Below are 17,599 nucleotides of genomic sequence, written 5' to 3'. Positions count from 1 at the left end.
TCTCCAATCCACAGGAGGCCACCATGCGACCCAGCCGGATCATCGCCGCCGTCTTCATCGCCGCCGCATGCGGGCTCGCACCGCGCGCCGTCGCCGCCCAGAACGAGTGGGCCGTGAAGGTGGTGTGCGGCCGCGGCGAGCCGTTCACGGTGCCGGCCACCGTCGCCACCACGGTGAACATCCACAACAGCCTGCGCGAGAACACCCGATTCGTTTTCAAGGTGGCGCAGGCTGGCCCGATCGGAAGCGGATCGGGTGGACCGGTCACAGGCTTTCAGGCCCAGGCGATCGGGCCCGACCGCGTGATCGCGATCACCTGCCGCGAAATCACCCGGATCGCGGGCGTCACGAGCCTGGACGGGTTCCTGGTGATCCAGAGCGCTTCCGATCTGGACGTGGTGGCGGTGTACTCCGCGGCCGCGCCGGGCGGCAGCATCTCCACCATGGACGTGGAGCGGGTGACGCCCAGGCGCATCCAGTAGCGCACACACAGAACCGTCGGCGGCGGCGCATCATCCTGCCCAGCTTGCCTTCCGCGCCGCCGGCCGCGAGGCCCCGCGCGAGGAGCCCGCGGCCGCGGGGGTGTGATCCACTGTCGGTCATCGACCAGGCGAGTCGTCCCTTCCCGGCGAAGGGCGGCTCGTTTTTCGGTCCCCGTTGCGTTTATTTCGATTATTGGGTATCCTTCGGCAGGCGTTCACCAGCGATCAGAGCCATGAACTTCATCAGCAGCGTATTGCCGGCGCCGATCCAGCCCACCGACGAAGATGTGCGGGTGGCGCGCGAAAGCGCGTCCAGGCTTGGACGGATGAAGCGGCGGGGCAGCATCGTCACCTTCGTCGTCACCCGCGGAGCGGACAAGGGGGAGTTCTCGATCCCCGGGCAGGTGTTCGACATGCTGGTCCTCATCATCGACGAAGTAGCCGATGGGAACAGCGTTGCCGTGGCGCCGCTCGATCGCGAGCTCTCGACGCAGAAGGCCGCCGACTTCCTGAACGTGTCGCGCCCGTACCTGGTCAAGCTTCTCGAATCCGGGAAGATGCCGTTCCGGAAGGTCGGAACGCACCGGCGCGTGCGCTACGCCGATGTGCTGCGGTATCGCGCGCGGCTGGAGGCCGACGCAGAGCATGCGTATTCCGAACTCGTCTCGCTGTCGCAGGATCTCGGGCTCTACGAGTGAGCCGGCCGGTCGCGGTGTACGACGCGAACGTGCTTTATCCCGCATTCCTGCGGGACCTGCTGCTGCGCCTCGCACGTGCCGGCGCCGTTTCACCGCGATGGACCGACCGCATTCACGATGAGTGGATCCGCGGCGTCCTGGCTCGCAGGAACGATCTGAGCCTGGAGAAGCTGCAGCGAGTACGGCAGCTGATGGAGGCCGCCGTCCCCGGCGCGCTGGTCGAAGGCTACGAGCACCGGATCACCGCCATCTGCCTGCCCGATCCCGATGACCGGCACGTCCTGGCGGCGGCGATCGAGAGCGGTGCGGAGATCATCGTCACATTCAACGGTCGCGACTTTCCGCATGCGATCCTTTCGCCGTGGCGCGTGGAGGCCCGTCATCCCGACGATTTCCTGATCGATCGGCTGCGGCAGGCACCGACGGAAGTGCTTGCCGCCTTTCGCGCCCACCGTGCGGCGCTGACGCGGCCGGCGTTTTCCCGGGATGAGTACATCGAGAAGCTCGACCACTCCGGGCTCGAGAAGACCGCGGAAAGACTCCGCCAATTACGGAGCGATCTTTAATCCCCGTTCCGAGTCCCATTCCCTCGAATCGTAGCGCCGCCTTCGGCACGGCGTCCCACCATGGGGTGAACGTCGGCGTTGGTTGCGCGGCGGGTTGAGGATGGAGGCGCGCGCAAGCGGAGGAGGTCCGAAAATGCAGGCAAAAACGAAGGCCATCTCCCGCATGTGAGGTGGCCTTCGCGAATCTCCGGTCGAACACGGTCTCCTGTTCAGTCCGGCCCGGGCTGATCCGCGTCGGCAACTGGAACTTCGGCATCCAGAACTTCGGCAAGCTTCTGCAGGAATCCAAGCTGGCCGCGGTTAATCTTGCCGGCGGCTGCAGCAAGATCGAACCACCCGGCGCGGTCGACCTCTGGAAATTCCCGCTGTTTGCCGGATTTCGGCGGCCATTCGATCGTGAACGTGTTGCTCCGGATGGCGTCGGGGTCGCAATCTCCCTCGAATGCCCACACGGTGATGACTTTTCCGCTCGGCTGCTTGATCGCCGCCAACTCCAGGAACTCGCCGGACGGCGGGATCCCGGTTTCCTCCTCGAACTCGCGCCGTGCGACGTCCAGCGGGTTCTCCACGGACGGATCGTACTCGCCCTTGGGGATCGACCAGGAGCCCGCGTCTTTCTTCGCCCAGAACGGCCCGCCTGGATGAACGAGCAGGACTTCGAGACCGTCGGAAGCCCGGCGGTACATCAGCAGGCCGGCACTCGTTCTCGGCATGCCCGTTCCTGGAAGCTCTTTCCGCGGTTACCGCTTCTCACGAATCACGCGCGTCCCGCCGCCTCCAGCACCGCGTCCACCATCGCGTCGACGTCGGACTCCGTCGCGCGGTGGTTGATGATGCAGGCGCGCAGCCAGAACCGTCCGGCGAGCACGGTGCCGGTGATGAATGCGCGGCCGCCGAGCTGCACGTCGCGCAGGACGGCGCGGTTCAGCGCGTCGTCGCCGCGCAGGCGGAAGCAGACGATGCTCAGGCCGCGCGGCTCCCACGTCTCCAGCGCCGGCTCGCAGGCGACGCGTGCGGCCAGGTAGCCGGCGAGCGCCAGGTCGTGCTCGATCAGCCGCCGGTAGCCGTCGAGGCCCAAGCTCTTCATCGCCATCCACACCTTCAGCGCGCGGAAGCCGCGGGTCTGCTGGATGCCGAACTCGCTGAACCATGGCGGCCCCTGCACGCCGGCCTCGTCGTCGTCCGTGCGCAGGTAGGGCGGGACCAGGCTGAACGCCTCGCGCATCGCCCCGGCGTCGCGCACCATCACCACGCCGGCCTCGACGGGGATGTACATCCACTTGTGCGGGTCCATCGCCACGCTGTCGGCCAGCGCCAGGCCGCGCAGCGCGTCCCCATAGCGCGCGCTGAGGATGGCCGGCGCGCCGTAGGCACCGTCCACGTGCAGCCACGTGCCGTGCTCGCGGCAGACGCGGGCGATGTCCTCGATCGGATCGATCGCGCCCGTGTTCACCGTCCCCGCGCTGGCGACGACGGCCATAGGGATGGCGCCCGCGGCGGCGTCGGCGCGGATCATGGCGTCGAGCGCGGCGGCGTCCATGCGCAGCGCGGCGTCGGCGGGAACCTCGCGGAGGGCGGCGGAGCCGAGGCCCAGGATCTCCACCGCCTTCTGGTTGCAGCCGTGCGCCTCGGAGGTGCGGTAGACGAGGAGCGGGGCGGGGAAGCCGCGCATCCCGTCGCGGCGCACGTCCCACCCGGCGCGCCGTGCGGCCACGAAGCGGGCGACGGTGAGGGCGGTGAGCGCGCTGGCGGAGCCGCCGCTGACCAGCATCGCCATCCCGTCCGCGGGAAAGCCGGTCATCTCCTTGAGCCAGCCGGCCACCTGGTGCTCCAGGTGCACCGCCGCGTGGTTGCCGCCGGCTACGCTGGGGTTCATCGCCGCCGCCAGCGCCTCGGCGAAGATGCCCATGACCGCCGGCGGCGAGTTCACCCAGCCGAACCAGCGCGGGTGCCCGTTGCCGAACGGGTATGCGGCCACGGTCTCCACGAACTCGTCCAGCAGCGCGTCTGCCGGGATGCCCTCCGCGGGAGCGGAGGCGCCGCGCATGGCCGCGACAGCGTCGCGCGGCATCGGGCGGAACACGGGCCCGTCCGGGAGCGCGCCGAGATAGCCGGCGACGATCTCCGCCACGCGCTCGCCGACGCGCCGCACCTCGTCCGCCGTCCACCCGGTGCCCACGTCGCGCGCGGCAGCCGACTCATTCACTGGAATCGCCATCTGTCGAACAGAACGAGGAAAGGACGATGGAGATCAGAATTAGAAGCGGCACGAGTGGCGGCGCGCAATCGAATCTCCCGATGTACCACCCTGACTCTTCGATGCGACTGAACCATCCCCACTCAGCACTCAGCACTCAGCACTCAGCACTCAGCACTTAGGACTTGGGACTCAGGACTCAGGACTTCCTAACCTCCGTCCAGCTTGACATCCCCCGTCCGCCGCGCCAACATTCGCGGACCGCCGAACACTCCCCGAATTCCCATGCCACACCCGGAGGTCCGCTTGCGTTCCTGGCGAATCCGTTCGCTCGCTTTCGTGCTGCTCGCCGCCGTGGCCGCGTGCGGCGGCCGCACCGGCTCCACCGGCGGCGTGCGCCCCGCGGGCGCGCCGGCGCAGGTGGTCGAGCAGTTCATGCGGCTGGTGGCCGCGAAGGACTACGCGCGGATGGGCGCCGTCTTCGGCACGCGCGAGGGGCCGATCGCCTCGCGCGACCCGCAGCAGCAGGTGGAGCGGCGGATGTACGCCATCGCCGAGATCCTGAAGAACACCCGCTTCGTGATCCGCGGCGAGCAGGCCATCCCCGGCCGCTCCGACGCCGAGCAGATCACCGTGCAACTGACGCAGGAAACTCGCACCGTCGACGTCCCCTTCGTCGTCGTCCGCACCGCCGAGGGGGGGTGGCTGGTGGAGCAGGTCGACCTGGAGGCCGTGACGAAGCGGCAGTAGCACAAATCCCGCGACGAGCCTGCACGAACGCGCGCGGCGGCCGATGGTCGCCGCGCGCGTTCGCCGTATCCCGGTCTCTGTCGCGCCGTCCCATCCGCGGCCCAGATGCGGGGCACGCGTGTCTCACGATAAATGGCGCATCCGAGTCTGCAGGAGTCTAAATCTAATCTCCATAATGATTTGCAACATCCGACAGGGAGGTATGCTGATTGCAATTGGCGCATGAGGAACGATACCGTGGTTCAGCAATGTTCCATCGTTCATCCTCCTGCCCCGTTCCTCGATGCGCTCCCTCTCCCTGCTGCCGCGACCGCCGCCTCCGTAACGCGCCAGGCGAATCCTCTCCGGGGACCCTGAATCTTCCCCCGTCCCCCTGAGCCAAACCCGCGCCCGGCCTCGCCGCGGCTCTCCTGCGGCACACCCACCCGGGTCCACTCCCTTGGAGGCATTTCATGATCACACGCCATCGCATTCTCGTTCTCGCCGGCGCGGCCGCGCTCGCCGCCTGCGCCGACCACTCCGGCGGCCCCGCCGCGGTTCCGCAGGGCGGGCCCCAGCCGCTGGTGCGCGCCGCCAACCCCGCGCCGGAGTCGTGGGGCGCGCTCACCCCGCCGGTGCTGCAGGCCCGGGCGCCGGCGGGCCCGCTGCATCTGGCCGCGGCGGCCGCCGGCTCGCTCACGCCCGCCACGCTGGTCGACACGATGATGGCCGGCGAGACCATCACCGAGCACAAGGTGGCCACCCTTCCCGCCGCGCCGCCGAAGGGCGACGTGGTGTTCTCGATGGACCTGACCGGGAGCATGGGCGGCGAGCTGAACAACATGAAGACGAACGCCGTCAACATCATGAACGCCGTGTCGGGCGTGATCGGCGACGTGCGCTTCGGCGTGACCAGCTACGAGGACTATCCGGCGTTCTACTCCTCGTGCGGCTACGCCTCCCAGTACGGCTCCAGCGGCGACCGGCCCTTCCGGGTGAGCCGCCCGCTGACCGCCGTGCCCGCGAACGTGGCGTCGTCGATCTCGGCCCTTTCGCTGGGAAACGGCTTCGACGGCCCCGAGTCGTACAGCCGCGCGCTGTACGAGACGTACGCCGAGCTCACCCCGGCCGGCGCGGGCACCGACGGCCCGCTGGGCTGGCGGCCGGGGGCGGCCCGCATCGTGGTGAACTTCGCCGACAACATCCCCCACGACTGCGACGTGGGCGGCCCGGTGGGCTCGCCGGGCTTCTCCACCGGGCGGGACCCCGGGCGCGACGGCGTGGTGAGCACGGCCGACGACCTGCCCATCCTGGACGTGCTGGATGGGATGAAGGCGCACGACATCACGCTGATCAACCTGTACAGCAACCCGGACGCGTTCGGGATCTCGCTCTGGAACGCCTACGCGGCGCGCGTCGGGGGCACGAACTTCGTGATCAACCCCGACGGCACCATCCCCGGCGGCACCGACATCGCCACGGCCATCGCGGGGCTGATCCAGGCGCAGGTGAGCACGGTGGACTCGCTCACGCTGCAGGTGTGTCCCGGGAGCGAGGCGTTCGCGCCGTGGATCCGGGGGACGAGCCCGGGCGCGTACACCGGGGTGACGCTCCCGGCCACGAAGGAGTTCGACCTGACGCTCGGCCCGCCCGCGGGCACGGCCGACGGCGTGTACCACTTCGCGGTGTGCGTGGTGGGCGACGGCGCCGAGTTCGGGCGGCAGGACGTGACCATCGTGGTGCGCAACGTGGTGCCGGTGCGCATCGACATCAAGCCGGGGAGCGACCCCAACAGCATCAAGCTGAACGCCGTGGGCGACGCGCGCATCGCGGTGGCCGTGCTCTCCGACGCGTCGTTCGACGCCACGAAGGTGGTGCCGTCGACGGTGACGCTGGGCGACGAGAGCGGCGCCGACACCCCGGTGGACACGCGCAACAACGGGACGCTGTTCGCGTCGGTGTCGGACGTGAACGGCGACGGGCGGCCGGACCTGGTGCTCCACTTCTCGCGCCTGGCGCTGCTGGCCAACGGCGACCTGACGCCGGCCACCACCTTCCTCGTGCTGCGCGGGAGCCTGGGTGACGGCACGTACATCCGCGGCACGGACGCGGTGCGGGTGATCCCGTAGGCGGTGTCCCCCCATTTTCGGAAAAGGGTCTCACGCAGAGAAGCAGAGGCAGCAGAGAAACTCATCTCCGCCGCCTCTGCTCCTCTCGCGTGAGGATTTTGCCGTTTCGTCTCAGTGCCCCGACGCCTGCAGCAGCTCGACCAGCACGCCGCCGGTGGACTTCGGGTGGATGAAGGCGACCATGTGGCCCGCCGCGCCCGGCCGTGCGTGCTCGTCGATCAGCTGCGCGCCCTGCGCCCGGTAGCGCTCCAGCTCGTCTTCGATGCTGGCGACGCGGTAGCACAGATGGTGCATCCCCGGCCCCCGCTTCGCGAGGAACTTCGCCACGCCCGAGTCCTCGCGGGTGGGGGCCAGCAGCTCCAGGCGGCCGTCGCCGGTGCCCAGGAACACCACCTCGACGCCCTGCTGCTCCACGGTCTCGCGGCCGTACCCCTTGCCACCCGTGATAGATTCGAACAGGGGAAGCGATTCGTCCAGCGAGTGCACCGCGATTCCCACGTGGTCCAGCGCCCGGGCGTCCATCGGTCCCCTTCGTGCAAGTGGATGTTCGGTTGAGAGATACAGGGCCGGTAAGCTAGCCCGCACCGGGTGGATCGGCTACCGGCAGAACAGGAAAGGGAGCCCAATGGCGGACAGCGCGAACGTGGTCGAGATCACCGACCAGAACTTCCAGGACATCACCGGCGGCCCCACGCTGAGCATGGTGGACTTCTGGGCCGTGTGGTGCGGACCGTGCCGCATGGTGGCGCCCATCGTGGAGCAGCTCGCCGACGACTACACCGGCAAGCTCACCGTCGGCAAGATGGACGTGGATGCCAACCCCCGCACGCCGGCGCAGTTCGGCGTGCGTTCCATCCCCACCATCCTCTTCTTCAAGGAGGGGAAGCTGGTGGACCAGGTGATCGGCGCGGTGCCGCGCCCGGTGCTGGAGCGCAAGATCCAGCAGCACCTGAACGGCGCCGCGGCGTAACCGCGGGACAGACGGGCGGCGGGCCGGGGAGGCATCCCCGGCCCGCCGCATTTTGCCGGGTGCCTTGCCGTCTGCCGCGCCCGCCGCAAGCCCGCGCGTGCGTTCGCCTTGCGCGGCAAACACTTGCGTAGGGGCACGCTTCCTGTACTCTTCCGCACCGATTTGCAGCCGGTCCACGCGCCCCGTCCACCCCACGGCATGACCTACCAGTTCCCGCACGAGACCGCGTTCCTCCCGCGCACCAAGCTCTCGTACGTCAACCTTCCCGGCATTTTGAGCGACGGCAAGCGCGACCGCGCCGGGCGCGTGTCGGGGTTCGTGTCGATCCAGCTGGGCGAACGCTGCTTCCTGGTGTTCATGCGCAACGGCGAGCCGTTCAACTCCGCGCGGCTGCAGCCCGGCTCGCGCGGCCCCGCGGCGCTCAGCGAGGTGCTGCGCATCGTGGGAACGGAGATCGAGCGCGGCGAGGCGGGGCAGATCGGCTACTTCGGCGCCTCCGACGGGCAGTTGCAGGCCATGCTGGCCACCCTGCTGCAGGAGCCGGCGGAGATGGACGGCTCGCCCGACGCCTGCCGCCCCGAGCTCCTCTTCCCGTACCTGCGCGAGCGGCGCTTCACCGGGGTGCTGGAGCTGTGGGACGCCTGCCGCTTCCACTACGTGCGGATGGAGGACGGCGCCTACCGCGCGGGGTGGTTCAGCGACCGCGACCCGGCGGTGCCCGCGGCGGACTTCATGCGCTCGGTGTTCGCGTCCGCGGGGCCGGGGCTGCGGTGCGCGCTCTATCCCGCGTTCGAGGAGATGCCGGTGCAGGCGGGCCCCGGCTTCGTGGACCTTTACCGCCGCATCATCGGCGGGGTGATGCGCGACCTGTCGCAGTCCACCGGCCGCGAGACGGCGATGGGGATCGTGCGCCGGGCGCAGCGCGTCGCGGCGGAGCACCACGCGAGCGTGGGCGCGTTCAAGGTGACCGACGAGGGGCGCATCTCCGGCGACCCGGTCGACACGCCGCAGGGGCTGACCGACGGCGTGGCGGCGTGGGTCACCGAGGTGCTGATCAACGCCTCCGACCACCACGGCGTGGACCCCGCGGCCATCGTGGAGCGCACCGCCCGCGACAGCCGCTTCGTGCTGGCCGAGCACGGCTTCTTCGCCCGCCTCCCCTGGGCGCTGGCGCTCTGACCGCCCGCGCCCCATCCTCCTTTCCCCGACAACCGAGGCTTCCCGACCGCTGGCGCGCGCCCTGCACGCCGGCTGGCGGCGCTTGCCGGGCGGTCTGGCCGGGCGAATGAATTCACGGCAACAACGGCACAAAGTCCCTTCGGGACTGCGAGGCGGGCATTCGCGCTTCGAGCCTGCAACCGTGCAGGGAATGTCTTTTCTCCCCCTTCTCCTGCAGTTCGGGAGAAGGGGGTCGGGGGGATGAGGGGCCTCGGCCGCGCAGCGCCGATTCCGTCGCGCGAGGATGTGGATCTGGGGACCGGGAGAGGATGTGAGCGGAGCGGAGATGGGGCCGGGGCTGTACGTGGTGAGCACGCCGATCGGCAACCTGGGCGACATCACCGCGCGCGCGGCCGAGGTGCTGCGGCGCGCGGACGTGGTGCTGGCCGAGGACACGCGCCGCACCTCCATCCTCCTGCGCCACCTCGACATCCACACGCGCCTGCTCTCCGCGCACGAGCACAACGAGGCCGCGCGCGCCGGCGCCGTCGTCGCCATGCTGCGCGAGGGGAAGAGGGTCGCGCTGGTGAGCGACGCGGGGACGCCGCTCCTCTCCGACCCCGGCGCGCGCATCGTGCGCGAGGTGGTGGACGCGGGCTTCGCCGTGATCCCCATCCCCGGCGCGTCGGCGCTGCTGGCGGCGCTGGTCGCGTCGGGAATCGAGGCGGAGACGTTCACCTTCCTCGGCTTCCCCCCGCGCAAGGGGCCGGAGCGCGCGGAGCTGCTGGAGGAGGTGGCCGCGAGCCCGCGCGCGGCGGTGCTCTACGAATCCCCCAATCGCGTCGCCAGGCTGCTGGAGGACCTGGCGGAGGCGTGCGGCCCGTCGCGGCGGGTCGCCGTGGCGCGGGAGCTGACCAAGCTGCACGAGGAGTTCTTCCGCGGCACGCTGGCCGACGCCGCGCGCCACTTCGCCGCCGGCGAGGTGCTGGGCGAGATCGTCGTCGTCGTCGAGGGGAGGGCGAGGGACGAGCAGGCGGAGGGCGAGGTCGACGCGCTCGCGGCGCGCTCCATCGCCGAGGCGCTCTTGGCGAAGGGGCAGCCGCCCAGCGCCGTGGCGAAGGAGCTGCGCCGCCGGCTGGGGATTGCGCGCAACGACGCGTACCGCATCGCCCAGGAAGCGTCGGGGGAAGGGTGATGGAGCTCTTCTCGCGCCTGCGGCGTCCCCCCAACGACGCCCGGCCGGGATGGCTGGCGGCGCGACTGGACCGCGCGGACCGGATGATCGACGTGGCGTGGACCGTCGCCGCGCTGTGGGCGGGCGTGCGGCTGATCTCCGCGCTCTGGCTTTCGCGCTTCTCCGACGGCGAAGAGCTGCTCTGGCTCCTCGATCCCACGCTCATTCTGCTGCTGTCCTACGGGCTGTACCGCCGCAGCCGCGTGTGCGCCGTGCTGCTGCTGGCGTACGTCGTCGTCGAGCTGTGGGTGGCCTACCACACCCGCGAGGTGGCCGCCGGCGTCGGCCCGGCGATGCTGCTCGGCGTGGCGTTCGTCGCCGGCATCCGCGGCACCTTCCAGTATCACCGTGAGATGACGGAGGCGCGGACGGGCTGAGTCTGCCGCGCGGCTTGACGCGGCCACGCGCGCGTGCGACGATGCTCGGCGAGCGCAGTCTTCTTACCGATCACCCGCAGCCGCGATCAGCCGATGACCGACACCGCCGCCGCGCCCTCCGCGCGCCCCGCCGCCTTCGGCGACCTGGAGAACGAGCTGGCCAACACGCGCAAGGTGCTGGCGCGCGTCCCCGACGAGCACTGGCACTGGAAGCCGCACGAGAAGTCGATGTCGCTGGGCGCGCTGGCCGGGCACCTGGCGCAGCTGCCTTGGCTCGCCCAATCGGTGGTGACGCGGGACGAGTTCAACGTGGGGCAGGGCGGGCTGCCGGCTCCGCCGCCGAACCGCGAGGAGCTGCTGAGCACCTTCGACCAGGCCTCCGCCGCGCTGGTCGAGGCGGTGAACGCCGCGCCGGCCCAGGCGTGGGGGCAGACCTGGTCGCTGAAGGCCCGCGGCCAGACCTTCCTGAGCATGCCGCGCGCGGCCGCGCTGCGGCTGATGGGGATCAGCCACCCGATCCACCACCGCGGCCAGCTGACCGTGTACCTGCGCCTGCTCGGCATCCCCGTCCCCGGCCTCTATGGCCCCTCGGCCGACGAGCCCTTCGGCGGCGGCTGATCGCGAAACGGCCGTCTGCGCATCCCCGCGCGGACGGCCGCTTCAAACCCGTATGGTTCATCTCCCCGGTTCGTTCATCTCCCAGGTTCAATGACGCGTCTCGCCCCCACCCATCAATGGCCAAGCGCGCGGGACGCAATCGCGTGGCGGGCGGGCCGGAAAACTGAAAGGTCTCACTCAGAGTCAGCAGAGTCAGCAGAGTCAGCAGATTGAACTGCAGTTCTCTGCTGACTCTGCTGACTCTGCGTGAGACTTTCTTTGCCGTTGCCTTACGGACGCGCGGCGCCGCGGCTGCTCTTCGTCGTGTCACCACCGCCGGAGCGGCGCGTGCCGGTGCTGGTGTCCGAGCCGGAGCGGCGGCCCGAGCGCGAAGTGCCCGGCGTGCCGCGGGCGCCCGCCCTCGGCTCCTCCGACGCGGCCGAGGCGGCGCTGTCCACCTTTGCGCCCTGGCCCGCGCTCGAGCGCGAGGCGCCGCCCGCCACGCCCTGGTCGCCGAACGACTGGCCGCCGGTGCGCCCCTGGATGTCGCGGAAGTGCACGGGCGTTCCTTCGCGGATGCGGCGCGAGAGGAACTGCGCGTCCCAGTTGGTCAGCCGCACGCACCCGGACGAGGTGGCGTAGCCGATGGTCTCCGGCTTGTTGGTGCCGTGGATGCCATAGTGCGGCGCCGACAGCGCCATCCACACCGCGCCCACGCGGTTGTTGGGGCCGCCGGGGACCATGGCCTCGTGCGCGGTGTCGGGCGCGGTGGCCAGCAGCTCCGGCTGGTAGTGCCACTTGGGGTTCTGCTCCACGTGCGTCACCCGGAACTGGCCGCTGGGCGACGGGTCGTACGTCGACCCCAGCGTCGACGGGAAGTGGTAGAGGATCCGCCCCTGCGCGTCCAGCGCCTGCACGTAGCTCCCGCGGCCGGAGACGACGATCTCCGCCACCTGCCCGCCGCGGGTGTTCGTGTCGCGCACCAGCGGCGCGTTGATCGTCTGCCCGGCCTGCAGGCTGTCGAGGCTCACGTTCGGGTTCAGCCGCTTCAGCAGCTCCGGGCTGGCGTGGAACATCTCCCCCAGCTTCTCGGAGAGGGAGTTGTAGCACGAGCAGGGGAGCTGGGCCTGGGCCTGCACGTTCTCGGGGATGGTGATGAACGGCCCCTTCACGTCGTCGGCCGTCAGCCGGTGCTGGACGACGAGCTCTTGCGGCGAGCCGGCGGCGCGGGCCAGCGCCTGGAAGGTGGCGCTGTCGACGCGAGCGGTGGGCCGCAGCCCGTTCTTCTGCTGGAAGAAGAACACGGCCTTGGCGGTGTTCTTCCCGTAGTGTCCGTCCATCTCGCCGGGCGAGAAGAGCGCGCGGTCCAGCAGGATCTGCACGCGCACCACCGACGGCCCGGACACGCTTCCCGAGAGCGGGAGGAACATGGGCCCGTCGTTCACCCGCTCGGCGGTGATCTGCTCCCACCGCTCGGGATTGCGGACGGGCGCGCCGGAGCCGGTGGTGTCGAGCTTCACCACCTCCGTCCAGTCCGTCGCGAAGCGTCCCTGCTCGATCTGCTGCGGCGTCAGCCCGGGGTCGTCGGCGTACTGCAGGTCCGCGCCGCGCGGGGCGGCCGCCTGCGCCACGCCACGCTCGGGCGGCGCCTGCTTCTCGTCGTCCTTCCCGTCGTCTCCCCTGCATCCCGCGGCCAGCAGGAGCCCCGCGATGGCCGCGCAAGCGATCATTCTCATCTGTTCACGCCTTCGCCTGTTTGAGCTAACCCTGTGCGAGCGCGCCACAAAGGCAGGTTTCGGGCCGGAGGATCAGGAACGGACGGATCGGGGAGATCAGGGGGGATAGGATGGGCGGTGCGTTTTCGGACGGATGGGCTCTGAACGAACCGTCGTCTCCGCGGATCGAAGTCCGCGGAGGCGGACTGCGTATAGTTGTAGCCGCGAGTTCACTCGCATACCTCGAATATCCCCCATCAACGGCAAACGAGAAGCGGCCCCCGATCGCTCGGGAGCCGCTTCGTCGTCCGCTGTCCGTGAGCCGCGCCTACGGCCTGGCCGCGCTGTCCGTCGGGGCGGGCGGCGGCGGAGTGGGCGCCGGCACCGGAGCGGCGGGCTGCGGCGCGGCGGCGGGCGGCGCCGCCGGCTGCGTCGGGGCGGGCACCGTCGGCTGCGGCTGCGCGGGCGCGGCCTGGACCGGCGGCGGCGCGCTGCGCGACGAGTCGCGGCGCGCGGAGTCCGCGGCGGCCGCGGCGCGGCGGGCGCTGTCCACGCGCACGCCGGCCAGCGGCGGACGCGCGGGCGTCGGCGCGCCGGGACGGGCGGCGGTGGCGGGCTGCTGCGCGCGCGTGCGGGTGCCGCGGAACACCACCGGCGTTCCCGGCGTGATGCGGCGGCCCAGGTACAGCGCGTCCCAGTTCGTCAGCCGCACGCACCCGGCCGACACCGCGTACCCGATCGTCTCCGGGCTCTTGGTGCCGTGGATGCCGTAGTGCCCGGCGGAGAGCGTCATCCACACCTTCCCCACCGCGCTGTTCGGCCCCGGCGGGATCTGCGCGTCGGGCGCGTCCTCGTTGCCGTGGTGCAGGATGGCGGGCTGGTAGTGCCACCACGGGTTCTCCGTCACCTGCAGCACGTGGAAGCTTCCCTCGGGCGACGGGTCGTACGACGAGCCCAGCGTGGTGGGGAAGTGGTAGAGGATGCGCCCGCTGGCATCCAGCGCCTGCAGGTAGTGGTCGGCGCCGGAGACCACGAGCGTGGAGACGACCCCCGCCGGCGCCGCCGCCGCGTCGCGCACGTTAGGCACCCAGATGGCGTCGCCCGCCTTCAGCCGGTTGATGGCCACGCCGCGGTTCAGCTGCTGGAGAAGCTCGGCCCGGGCGTGGAAGAGCTCGGTCAGCTTCTCGGTGAGCGACTCGTAGCACAGGCAGTTGAGCTTCGCCTGCTCGTAGATGTTGCCGGGGAGCGCATTGAACGGCCCGCGCACCTCGTCGGCCGTCAGCACGTGGCGGACGACGAACTCGCGGGGACGGCCGGCGGCCTGCTCCAGCCGCGCGTAGGTGACGCTGTCGACCACGCCCGTGGCCGGCAGCCCCTCGCGCGCCTGGAACCAGTAGACGGAGACGGAGGAGTTCTTCCCCCAGCTCCCGTCGATCATGGCGGGGGAGAAGAGCGCGCGGTCCAGCAGCACCTGCACGCGCAGCACCGACGGCCCGCGCAGCCCGCGGCCCACGGGAAAGAGCTGGCGGCCGCCGTTCACCGCGTCGGGGGTGATCTGGGCCACCGTCTCGCCGTTCGGCTTCTGCGCCGTCTCGTCGAGCGCGGTGACGGGGTTCAGCGCCGGCGCGACGGCCGTGCGGCGCACCAGCGGGGTGGGCCGGGCGATCGGCCGCCCGTCCGCGCCCACGCGCGACGCGGGCGGACGGGCGCGGTTCGCGGGAAGCTGCAGCAGTCCGGACGAGCCGGTCGCGCCGCGGTCGGGGTCGGGTGCCTGCGCCTGCGTCCGCGCGGGCGCGCAGGCGAGGGCCAGGATACACGCCAGCGTCAGCGCCGGAAGTGCGGCACGTGAGGGGACGATCATCTTGCGTTCAGCGGAAGCGTCTGATGGGACTGCCGCGGGCACGGCGGGGGTGGGTCCTGCAGGGCGGAAAGATAGCATCCCCCGCCGCCGGGGCAACGGTGTCGTGGGGGACCGCCCCGCGCGCGAGGGACCGATGCCGCGCGGACCGGCCTCTCTCCGGGGCCGGTCCGCGGGTGAATCGAGGGTTGGGGAGGCGCTATCTCACCCCGTGCAGCACCGTCCCGTGCTGGCCCACCGCCCAGGCGCTGCGCGACGAGGTGCCGGAGATCCCCAGCAGCTCGTCGCGGCTGCCGCTGGTGATCTCCATCCACCCGCTCCCGTCGTGGCGGACGATCGTCCCCAGGCTGCCGACGGCGTAGACGTGGCCCGTGCCCGCGCCCCAGATCCCGTTGAAGCTGAAGTCGTTGCGCCCCGCCGAGGTGGTGCGGACGGTGCTCCACGCGGCGCCGTCGGGCGAGTGGAGGATCACGCCAAGGTGGCGGCCGGTCGCCGCGTCGACCCGGTACCCCGCGGCGAAGACGCCCGCCGTGGCGTCGCCCCAGATCGACTCCAGGTGCTCGCTCACCGCGGTGCCCGTGGGCTGCGCGATCCACGTGGCCCCGCCGTCGGCGGAGCGGTAGAGCACGCCGTCGATCTTCGTCGTGTTGAAGTCGTACTGCGCTCCGGCGGCGTACAGCACCGTGGCCGAGACGCCCCACACCGAGTAGGCGAAGCGGTTGAACCCGCCCGCGGCCGAGGCCGCCGCGGTCCAGGTGGCCCCGCCGTCGGCGGAGCGGAGGAAGAACGCCTCGTACCGCCCCGAGCCGGGGTTGTACTGGTCGCCGACGGCGATCAGCCGGTCCGGCGAGCTTCCCCAGACGGCGTAGTACTGCCGGTCGTACGCGTATGGCGGCGTCACGTTCGTCCACGTGGCTCCGGCGTCGGCGGAGTGCAGCATCACCCCCAGTCCCCCGTCCTCGCCCACCACGAAGATGCTGGAGTCCGTGGCGCCCCACACGCCGCGCAGGTGCACGCCCTTGCTGCCGGGGACGAGGGTGATGCTCCAGGTGGCGCCCGCGTCGTCCGAGCGGGCGATCACCCCCTCGTCCCACCCCCGCGCCGGGTTCAGCTTCCGGCCGACGGCGATCACCCGCGTGCCGTCCGGGCTCCACGACTGCACCAGGATCTCCGCGGCGCTCCCGTCCACGTCCGTCTCGCTCCACTCCGTCCCGTCGTAGCGCAGCAGCTGCACCCCCGACGGCGCGTACACGTCCGTGGCCGAGCTTCCCCACAGGCCCACGATCGCCCCGGAGAACGTGCCCTGGATGGGCTGCCAGCTGGCGCCGTGGTCGGCCGAGTGGAGGACGACGCCCTCGCGGGCGCCGGTGACGGGGTTGTCCTGCTCGCCCGCGGCGTACAGGTCCGTCCCCGAGGTGCCCCACATCGCCTCGATCCAGCGGTTGGCCGGGTGCGGCACCACCGTGGGCTGCCAGGTGGCGCCGCCGTCGGTGGAGCGCAGGACCACGCCCTCGGTCAGCAGCGACGCCGGGTTCACCTGGTAGCCGGCGACGAACACCTCCGCGGGACCGACAGCCCACGCGGCGGCGAGGATCCGGGCCTCGGGATGCGGAAGGATCGTCCGCGCCCAGCTCGTTCCCCCGTCGGTCGTGTGCTGCACCACCGCCTCGTAGCGCCCCAGCGCGCGGTTGAAGCGGTACCCGGCCGCGTACGCCTCGCCGGGCGAGATGCCGTGCACGGCGTAGAGCCGCGAGGCCACGGTGTCGGTGAGCGGCTGGACCGTCCACGCCGTGCCGCCGTCGGTGGAGCGCATCACCAGCGCGTCGTCCAGGCCGGTGGTGGCGTTCGCCTGCCATCCCACGGCGAACACGCTGTCGGGCGAGCCGCTCCCCACGTTCCACAGGGTGCGGCCGGCGGCCTCGGGGACGCGCACGCTCCAGCGGTTCCCGTCGTATCCGGCCACCACGCCGCCCTCGCCCACGGCGAAGACGTGGCGCGCGTCGGCGGCCCAGACGGAGATCAGGTGGCGGTCGGTGACGCGCGGCATGCTGGCCCAGCTGGCGCCGTCGTAGTGCAGCACGGTGCCCGCCGCGCCCACCGCGAACACGTTGCGAGCCGACGTCCCGCCCACGTCGTACAGCCGGATGAAGCCGCTGGAGCGGCCGTGCACCCGCTGCCAGCGCAGGATCCCCTGCTCGGCGCGCAGCCGCGTCTCCACCAGCAGGGTGAATGAGAAGGTCTGGACGGTGGGCGGCACCTCGAACTGCCACAGGCGCGGCTGGCTGGTGCCGCGCGGCGCCAGGATCTCGGCGTAGTGGAAGTACGGCTGGTTGGTGGCCAGGAAGGTCTCCACCCCGTCGGGGTTGGCCACCTGCACGCTTCCCGTGCCGGAGGTGACGTTCGGCCCGTTCTGGAAGAAGACCTTCACGCCGTAGACGGTGGCGCCGTCCGGCGTCCCCATCTCCTGGTCCAGCAGGTTCTGCACGGTCACCGTGCTTTCCAGCAGCGATTCGCCGTCGTAGCGGGTGCCGCTGCTGGCCAGGCGGAGATAGGTCTCCTGCCCGCCCAGGATCAGGTTGCGCGACGGGCCGCCGGGCGCCGCCACGCCGCAGCTCATGCGCGCCTCGCGGACCTGCACCGTGCAATCGATCCGCGTGCGCGACACCTCGCCGGGCGCCTGTCCGCCGGGGTCCATGGGCGTGCGGTCGGCGCACGCGGCCAGCGCGGCGGCGAGCAGCGCAAGTGCGGCGCGGGCAATCGCGCGGCGGGGACGGGAATGCGGCGAGCGCGGGGTGATACGGGCGGGCGGTATTGTCATGCGAGAAATGCGGATGGAGATGAGAAGCGTGCGTCAGACGACAAAAGTTTACCCGAAATCGGCGCGGGATG

At 71.2% G+C, this 17,599-nt stretch carries 16 protein-coding genes; 10 read left to right on the top strand and 6 right to left on the bottom strand.

Annotated features, from left to right (window positions below; genetic code table 11):
* Nucleotides 1-23: 23 nt before the first annotated feature.
* The 3 genes from VF092_02340 (at nucleotide 24) to VF092_02330 (ending at nucleotide 1,746) form a co-directional block, all read left to right on the top strand.
* The gene (locus tag VF092_02340) at nucleotides 24-482 is read left to right on the top strand and encodes a hypothetical protein (GenBank protein ID HEX6746125.1); all 459 of its coding nucleotides are present in this window, start codon (nucleotides 24-26) and stop codon (nucleotides 480-482) included.
* Nucleotides 483-715: 233 nt separating this feature from the next.
* Nucleotides 716-1,180 carry a helix-turn-helix domain-containing protein gene (locus tag VF092_02335; GenBank protein ID HEX6746124.1) on the top strand — a complete coding sequence of 155 codons (465 nt, stop codon included), beginning with the start codon at nucleotides 716-718 and terminating at the stop codon, nucleotides 1,178-1,180.
* Nucleotides 1,181-1,194: 14 nt separating this feature from the next.
* Nucleotides 1,195-1,746: a PIN domain-containing protein gene (locus tag VF092_02330; GenBank protein ID HEX6746123.1), complete on the top strand. Its 552-nt coding sequence runs from the start codon at nucleotides 1,195-1,197 to the stop codon at nucleotides 1,744-1,746.
* 209 nt (nucleotides 1,747-1,955) lie between these two features.
* Here the strand turns inward: VF092_02330 and VF092_02325 are convergent, their stop codons facing one another.
* Nucleotides 1,956-2,459: an NUDIX domain-containing protein gene (locus VF092_02325; protein HEX6746122.1), complete on the bottom strand. Its 504-nt coding sequence runs from the start codon at nucleotides 2,457-2,459 to the stop codon at nucleotides 1,956-1,958.
* A gap of 44 nt (nucleotides 2,460-2,503) precedes the next feature.
* The gene (locus tag VF092_02320) at nucleotides 2,504-3,964 is read right to left on the bottom strand and encodes an aminotransferase class V-fold PLP-dependent enzyme (protein ID HEX6746121.1); all 1,461 of its coding nucleotides are present in this window, start codon (nucleotides 3,962-3,964) and stop codon (nucleotides 2,504-2,506) included.
* A 285-nt stretch (nucleotides 3,965-4,249) separates the two neighbouring features.
* Between VF092_02320 and VF092_02315 the strand changes: the two genes are divergently transcribed.
* Together VF092_02315 and VF092_02310 are read left to right on the top strand one after the other, a co-directional pair.
* Nucleotides 4,250-4,693: a hypothetical protein gene (locus VF092_02315; GenBank protein ID HEX6746120.1), complete on the top strand. Its 444-nt coding sequence runs from the start codon at nucleotides 4,250-4,252 to the stop codon at nucleotides 4,691-4,693.
* 452 nt (nucleotides 4,694-5,145) lie between these two features.
* On the top strand, nucleotides 5,146-6,801 hold the full coding sequence (locus VF092_02310; GenBank protein ID HEX6746119.1) for a hypothetical protein: 1,656 nt from the start codon (nucleotides 5,146-5,148) through the stop codon (nucleotides 6,799-6,801).
* A gap of 111 nt (nucleotides 6,802-6,912) precedes the next feature.
* Here VF092_02310 and mce read toward each other — a convergent pair whose 3' ends face one another.
* Complete coding sequence (gene mce / locus VF092_02305; protein HEX6746118.1) at nucleotides 6,913-7,323, bottom strand: methylmalonyl-CoA epimerase; 411 nt, start codon at nucleotides 7,321-7,323, stop codon at nucleotides 6,913-6,915.
* 103 nt (nucleotides 7,324-7,426) lie between these two features.
* Here mce and trxA point away from each other — a divergent pair, with 103 nt between their 5' ends.
* The 5 genes from trxA (at nucleotide 7,427) to VF092_02280 (ending at nucleotide 11,158) form a co-directional block, all read left to right on the top strand.
* Entirely contained in the window at nucleotides 7,427-7,771 is a 345-nt protein-coding gene (trxA, locus tag VF092_02300) for a thioredoxin (protein ID HEX6746117.1), read from the top strand.
* A gap of 198 nt (nucleotides 7,772-7,969) precedes the next feature.
* On the top strand, nucleotides 7,970-8,950 hold the full coding sequence (locus tag VF092_02295) for a hypothetical protein (protein ID HEX6746116.1): 981 nt from the start codon (nucleotides 7,970-7,972) through the stop codon (nucleotides 8,948-8,950).
* Between the two features lie 310 nt (nucleotides 8,951-9,260).
* Nucleotides 9,261-10,124 carry a 16S rRNA (cytidine(1402)-2'-O)-methyltransferase gene (gene rsmI / locus VF092_02290; GenBank protein HEX6746115.1) on the top strand — a complete coding sequence of 288 codons (864 nt, stop codon included), beginning with the start codon at nucleotides 9,261-9,263 and terminating at the stop codon, nucleotides 10,122-10,124.
* A complete protein-coding gene (locus tag VF092_02285; protein ID HEX6746114.1) occupies nucleotides 10,124-10,540 on the top strand; it encodes a hypothetical protein in 417 nt (138 codons plus the stop codon). The genes rsmI and VF092_02285 overlap by 1 nt, the downstream gene beginning before the upstream one ends.
* A gap of 93 nt (nucleotides 10,541-10,633) precedes the next feature.
* Nucleotides 10,634-11,158 carry a DinB family protein gene (locus VF092_02280; protein HEX6746113.1) on the top strand — a complete coding sequence of 175 codons (525 nt, stop codon included), beginning with the start codon at nucleotides 10,634-10,636 and terminating at the stop codon, nucleotides 11,156-11,158.
* Nucleotides 11,159-11,427: 269 nt separating this feature from the next.
* Here the strand turns inward: VF092_02280 and VF092_02275 are convergent, their stop codons facing one another.
* The 3 genes from VF092_02275 to VF092_02265 all read right to left on the bottom strand — a co-directional run bounded on the left by VF092_02275 (nucleotide 11,428) and on the right by VF092_02265 (nucleotide 17,528).
* Nucleotides 11,428-12,873, bottom strand: a complete 1,446-nt coding sequence (locus VF092_02275; protein ID HEX6746112.1) for a L,D-transpeptidase family protein — start codon at nucleotides 12,871-12,873, stop codon at nucleotides 11,428-11,430.
* Nucleotides 12,874-13,180: 307 nt separating this feature from the next.
* Nucleotides 13,181-14,713 carry a L,D-transpeptidase family protein gene (locus tag VF092_02270; protein ID HEX6746111.1) on the bottom strand — a complete coding sequence of 511 codons (1,533 nt, stop codon included), beginning with the start codon at nucleotides 14,711-14,713 and terminating at the stop codon, nucleotides 13,181-13,183.
* Nucleotides 14,714-14,909: 196 nt separating this feature from the next.
* Complete coding sequence (locus VF092_02265) at nucleotides 14,910-17,528, bottom strand: hypothetical protein (protein HEX6746110.1); 2,619 nt, start codon at nucleotides 17,526-17,528, stop codon at nucleotides 14,910-14,912.
* Between the last annotated feature and the right edge of the window lie 71 nt (nucleotides 17,529-17,599).

This window comes from Longimicrobium sp. (assembly GCA_036377595.1).
Taxonomy (GTDB): domain Bacteria; phylum Gemmatimonadota; class Gemmatimonadetes; order Longimicrobiales; family Longimicrobiaceae; genus Longimicrobium.
This window is presented reverse-complemented; position numbering and strand designations above follow the sequence as displayed.

Coding starts and splice junctions, on each gene's coding strand:
- VF092_02340 (HEX6746125.1), top strand. CDS start 24: ATGCGACCCAGCCGGATCATCGCCGCCGTCTTCATCGCCGCCGCATGC.
- mce (HEX6746118.1), bottom strand. CDS start 7,323: ATGGACGCCCGGGCGCTGGACCACGTGGGAATCGCGGTGCACTCGCTG.
- VF092_02310 (HEX6746119.1), top strand. CDS start 5,146: ATGATCACACGCCATCGCATTCTCGTTCTCGCCGGCGCGGCCGCGCTC.
- VF092_02280 (HEX6746113.1), top strand. CDS start 10,634: ATGACCGACACCGCCGCCGCGCCCTCCGCGCGCCCCGCCGCCTTCGGC.
- VF092_02285 (HEX6746114.1), top strand. CDS start 10,124: ATGGAGCTCTTCTCGCGCCTGCGGCGTCCCCCCAACGACGCCCGGCCG.
- trxA (HEX6746117.1), top strand. CDS start 7,427: ATGGCGGACAGCGCGAACGTGGTCGAGATCACCGACCAGAACTTCCAG.
- VF092_02320 (HEX6746121.1), bottom strand. CDS start 3,964: ATGGCGATTCCAGTGAATGAGTCGGCTGCCGCGCGCGACGTGGGCACC.
- VF092_02265 (HEX6746110.1), bottom strand. CDS start 17,528: ATGACAATACCGCCCGCCCGTATCACCCCGCGCTCGCCGCATTCCCGT.
- VF092_02325 (HEX6746122.1), bottom strand. CDS start 2,459: ATGCCGAGAACGAGTGCCGGCCTGCTGATGTACCGCCGGGCTTCCGAC.
- VF092_02275 (HEX6746112.1), bottom strand. CDS start 12,873: ATGAGAATGATCGCTTGCGCGGCCATCGCGGGGCTCCTGCTGGCCGCG.
- VF092_02295 (HEX6746116.1), top strand. CDS start 7,970: ATGACCTACCAGTTCCCGCACGAGACCGCGTTCCTCCCGCGCACCAAG.
- VF092_02335 (HEX6746124.1), top strand. CDS start 716: ATGAACTTCATCAGCAGCGTATTGCCGGCGCCGATCCAGCCCACCGAC.
- VF092_02270 (HEX6746111.1), bottom strand. CDS start 14,713: ATGATCGTCCCCTCACGTGCCGCACTTCCGGCGCTGACGCTGGCGTGT.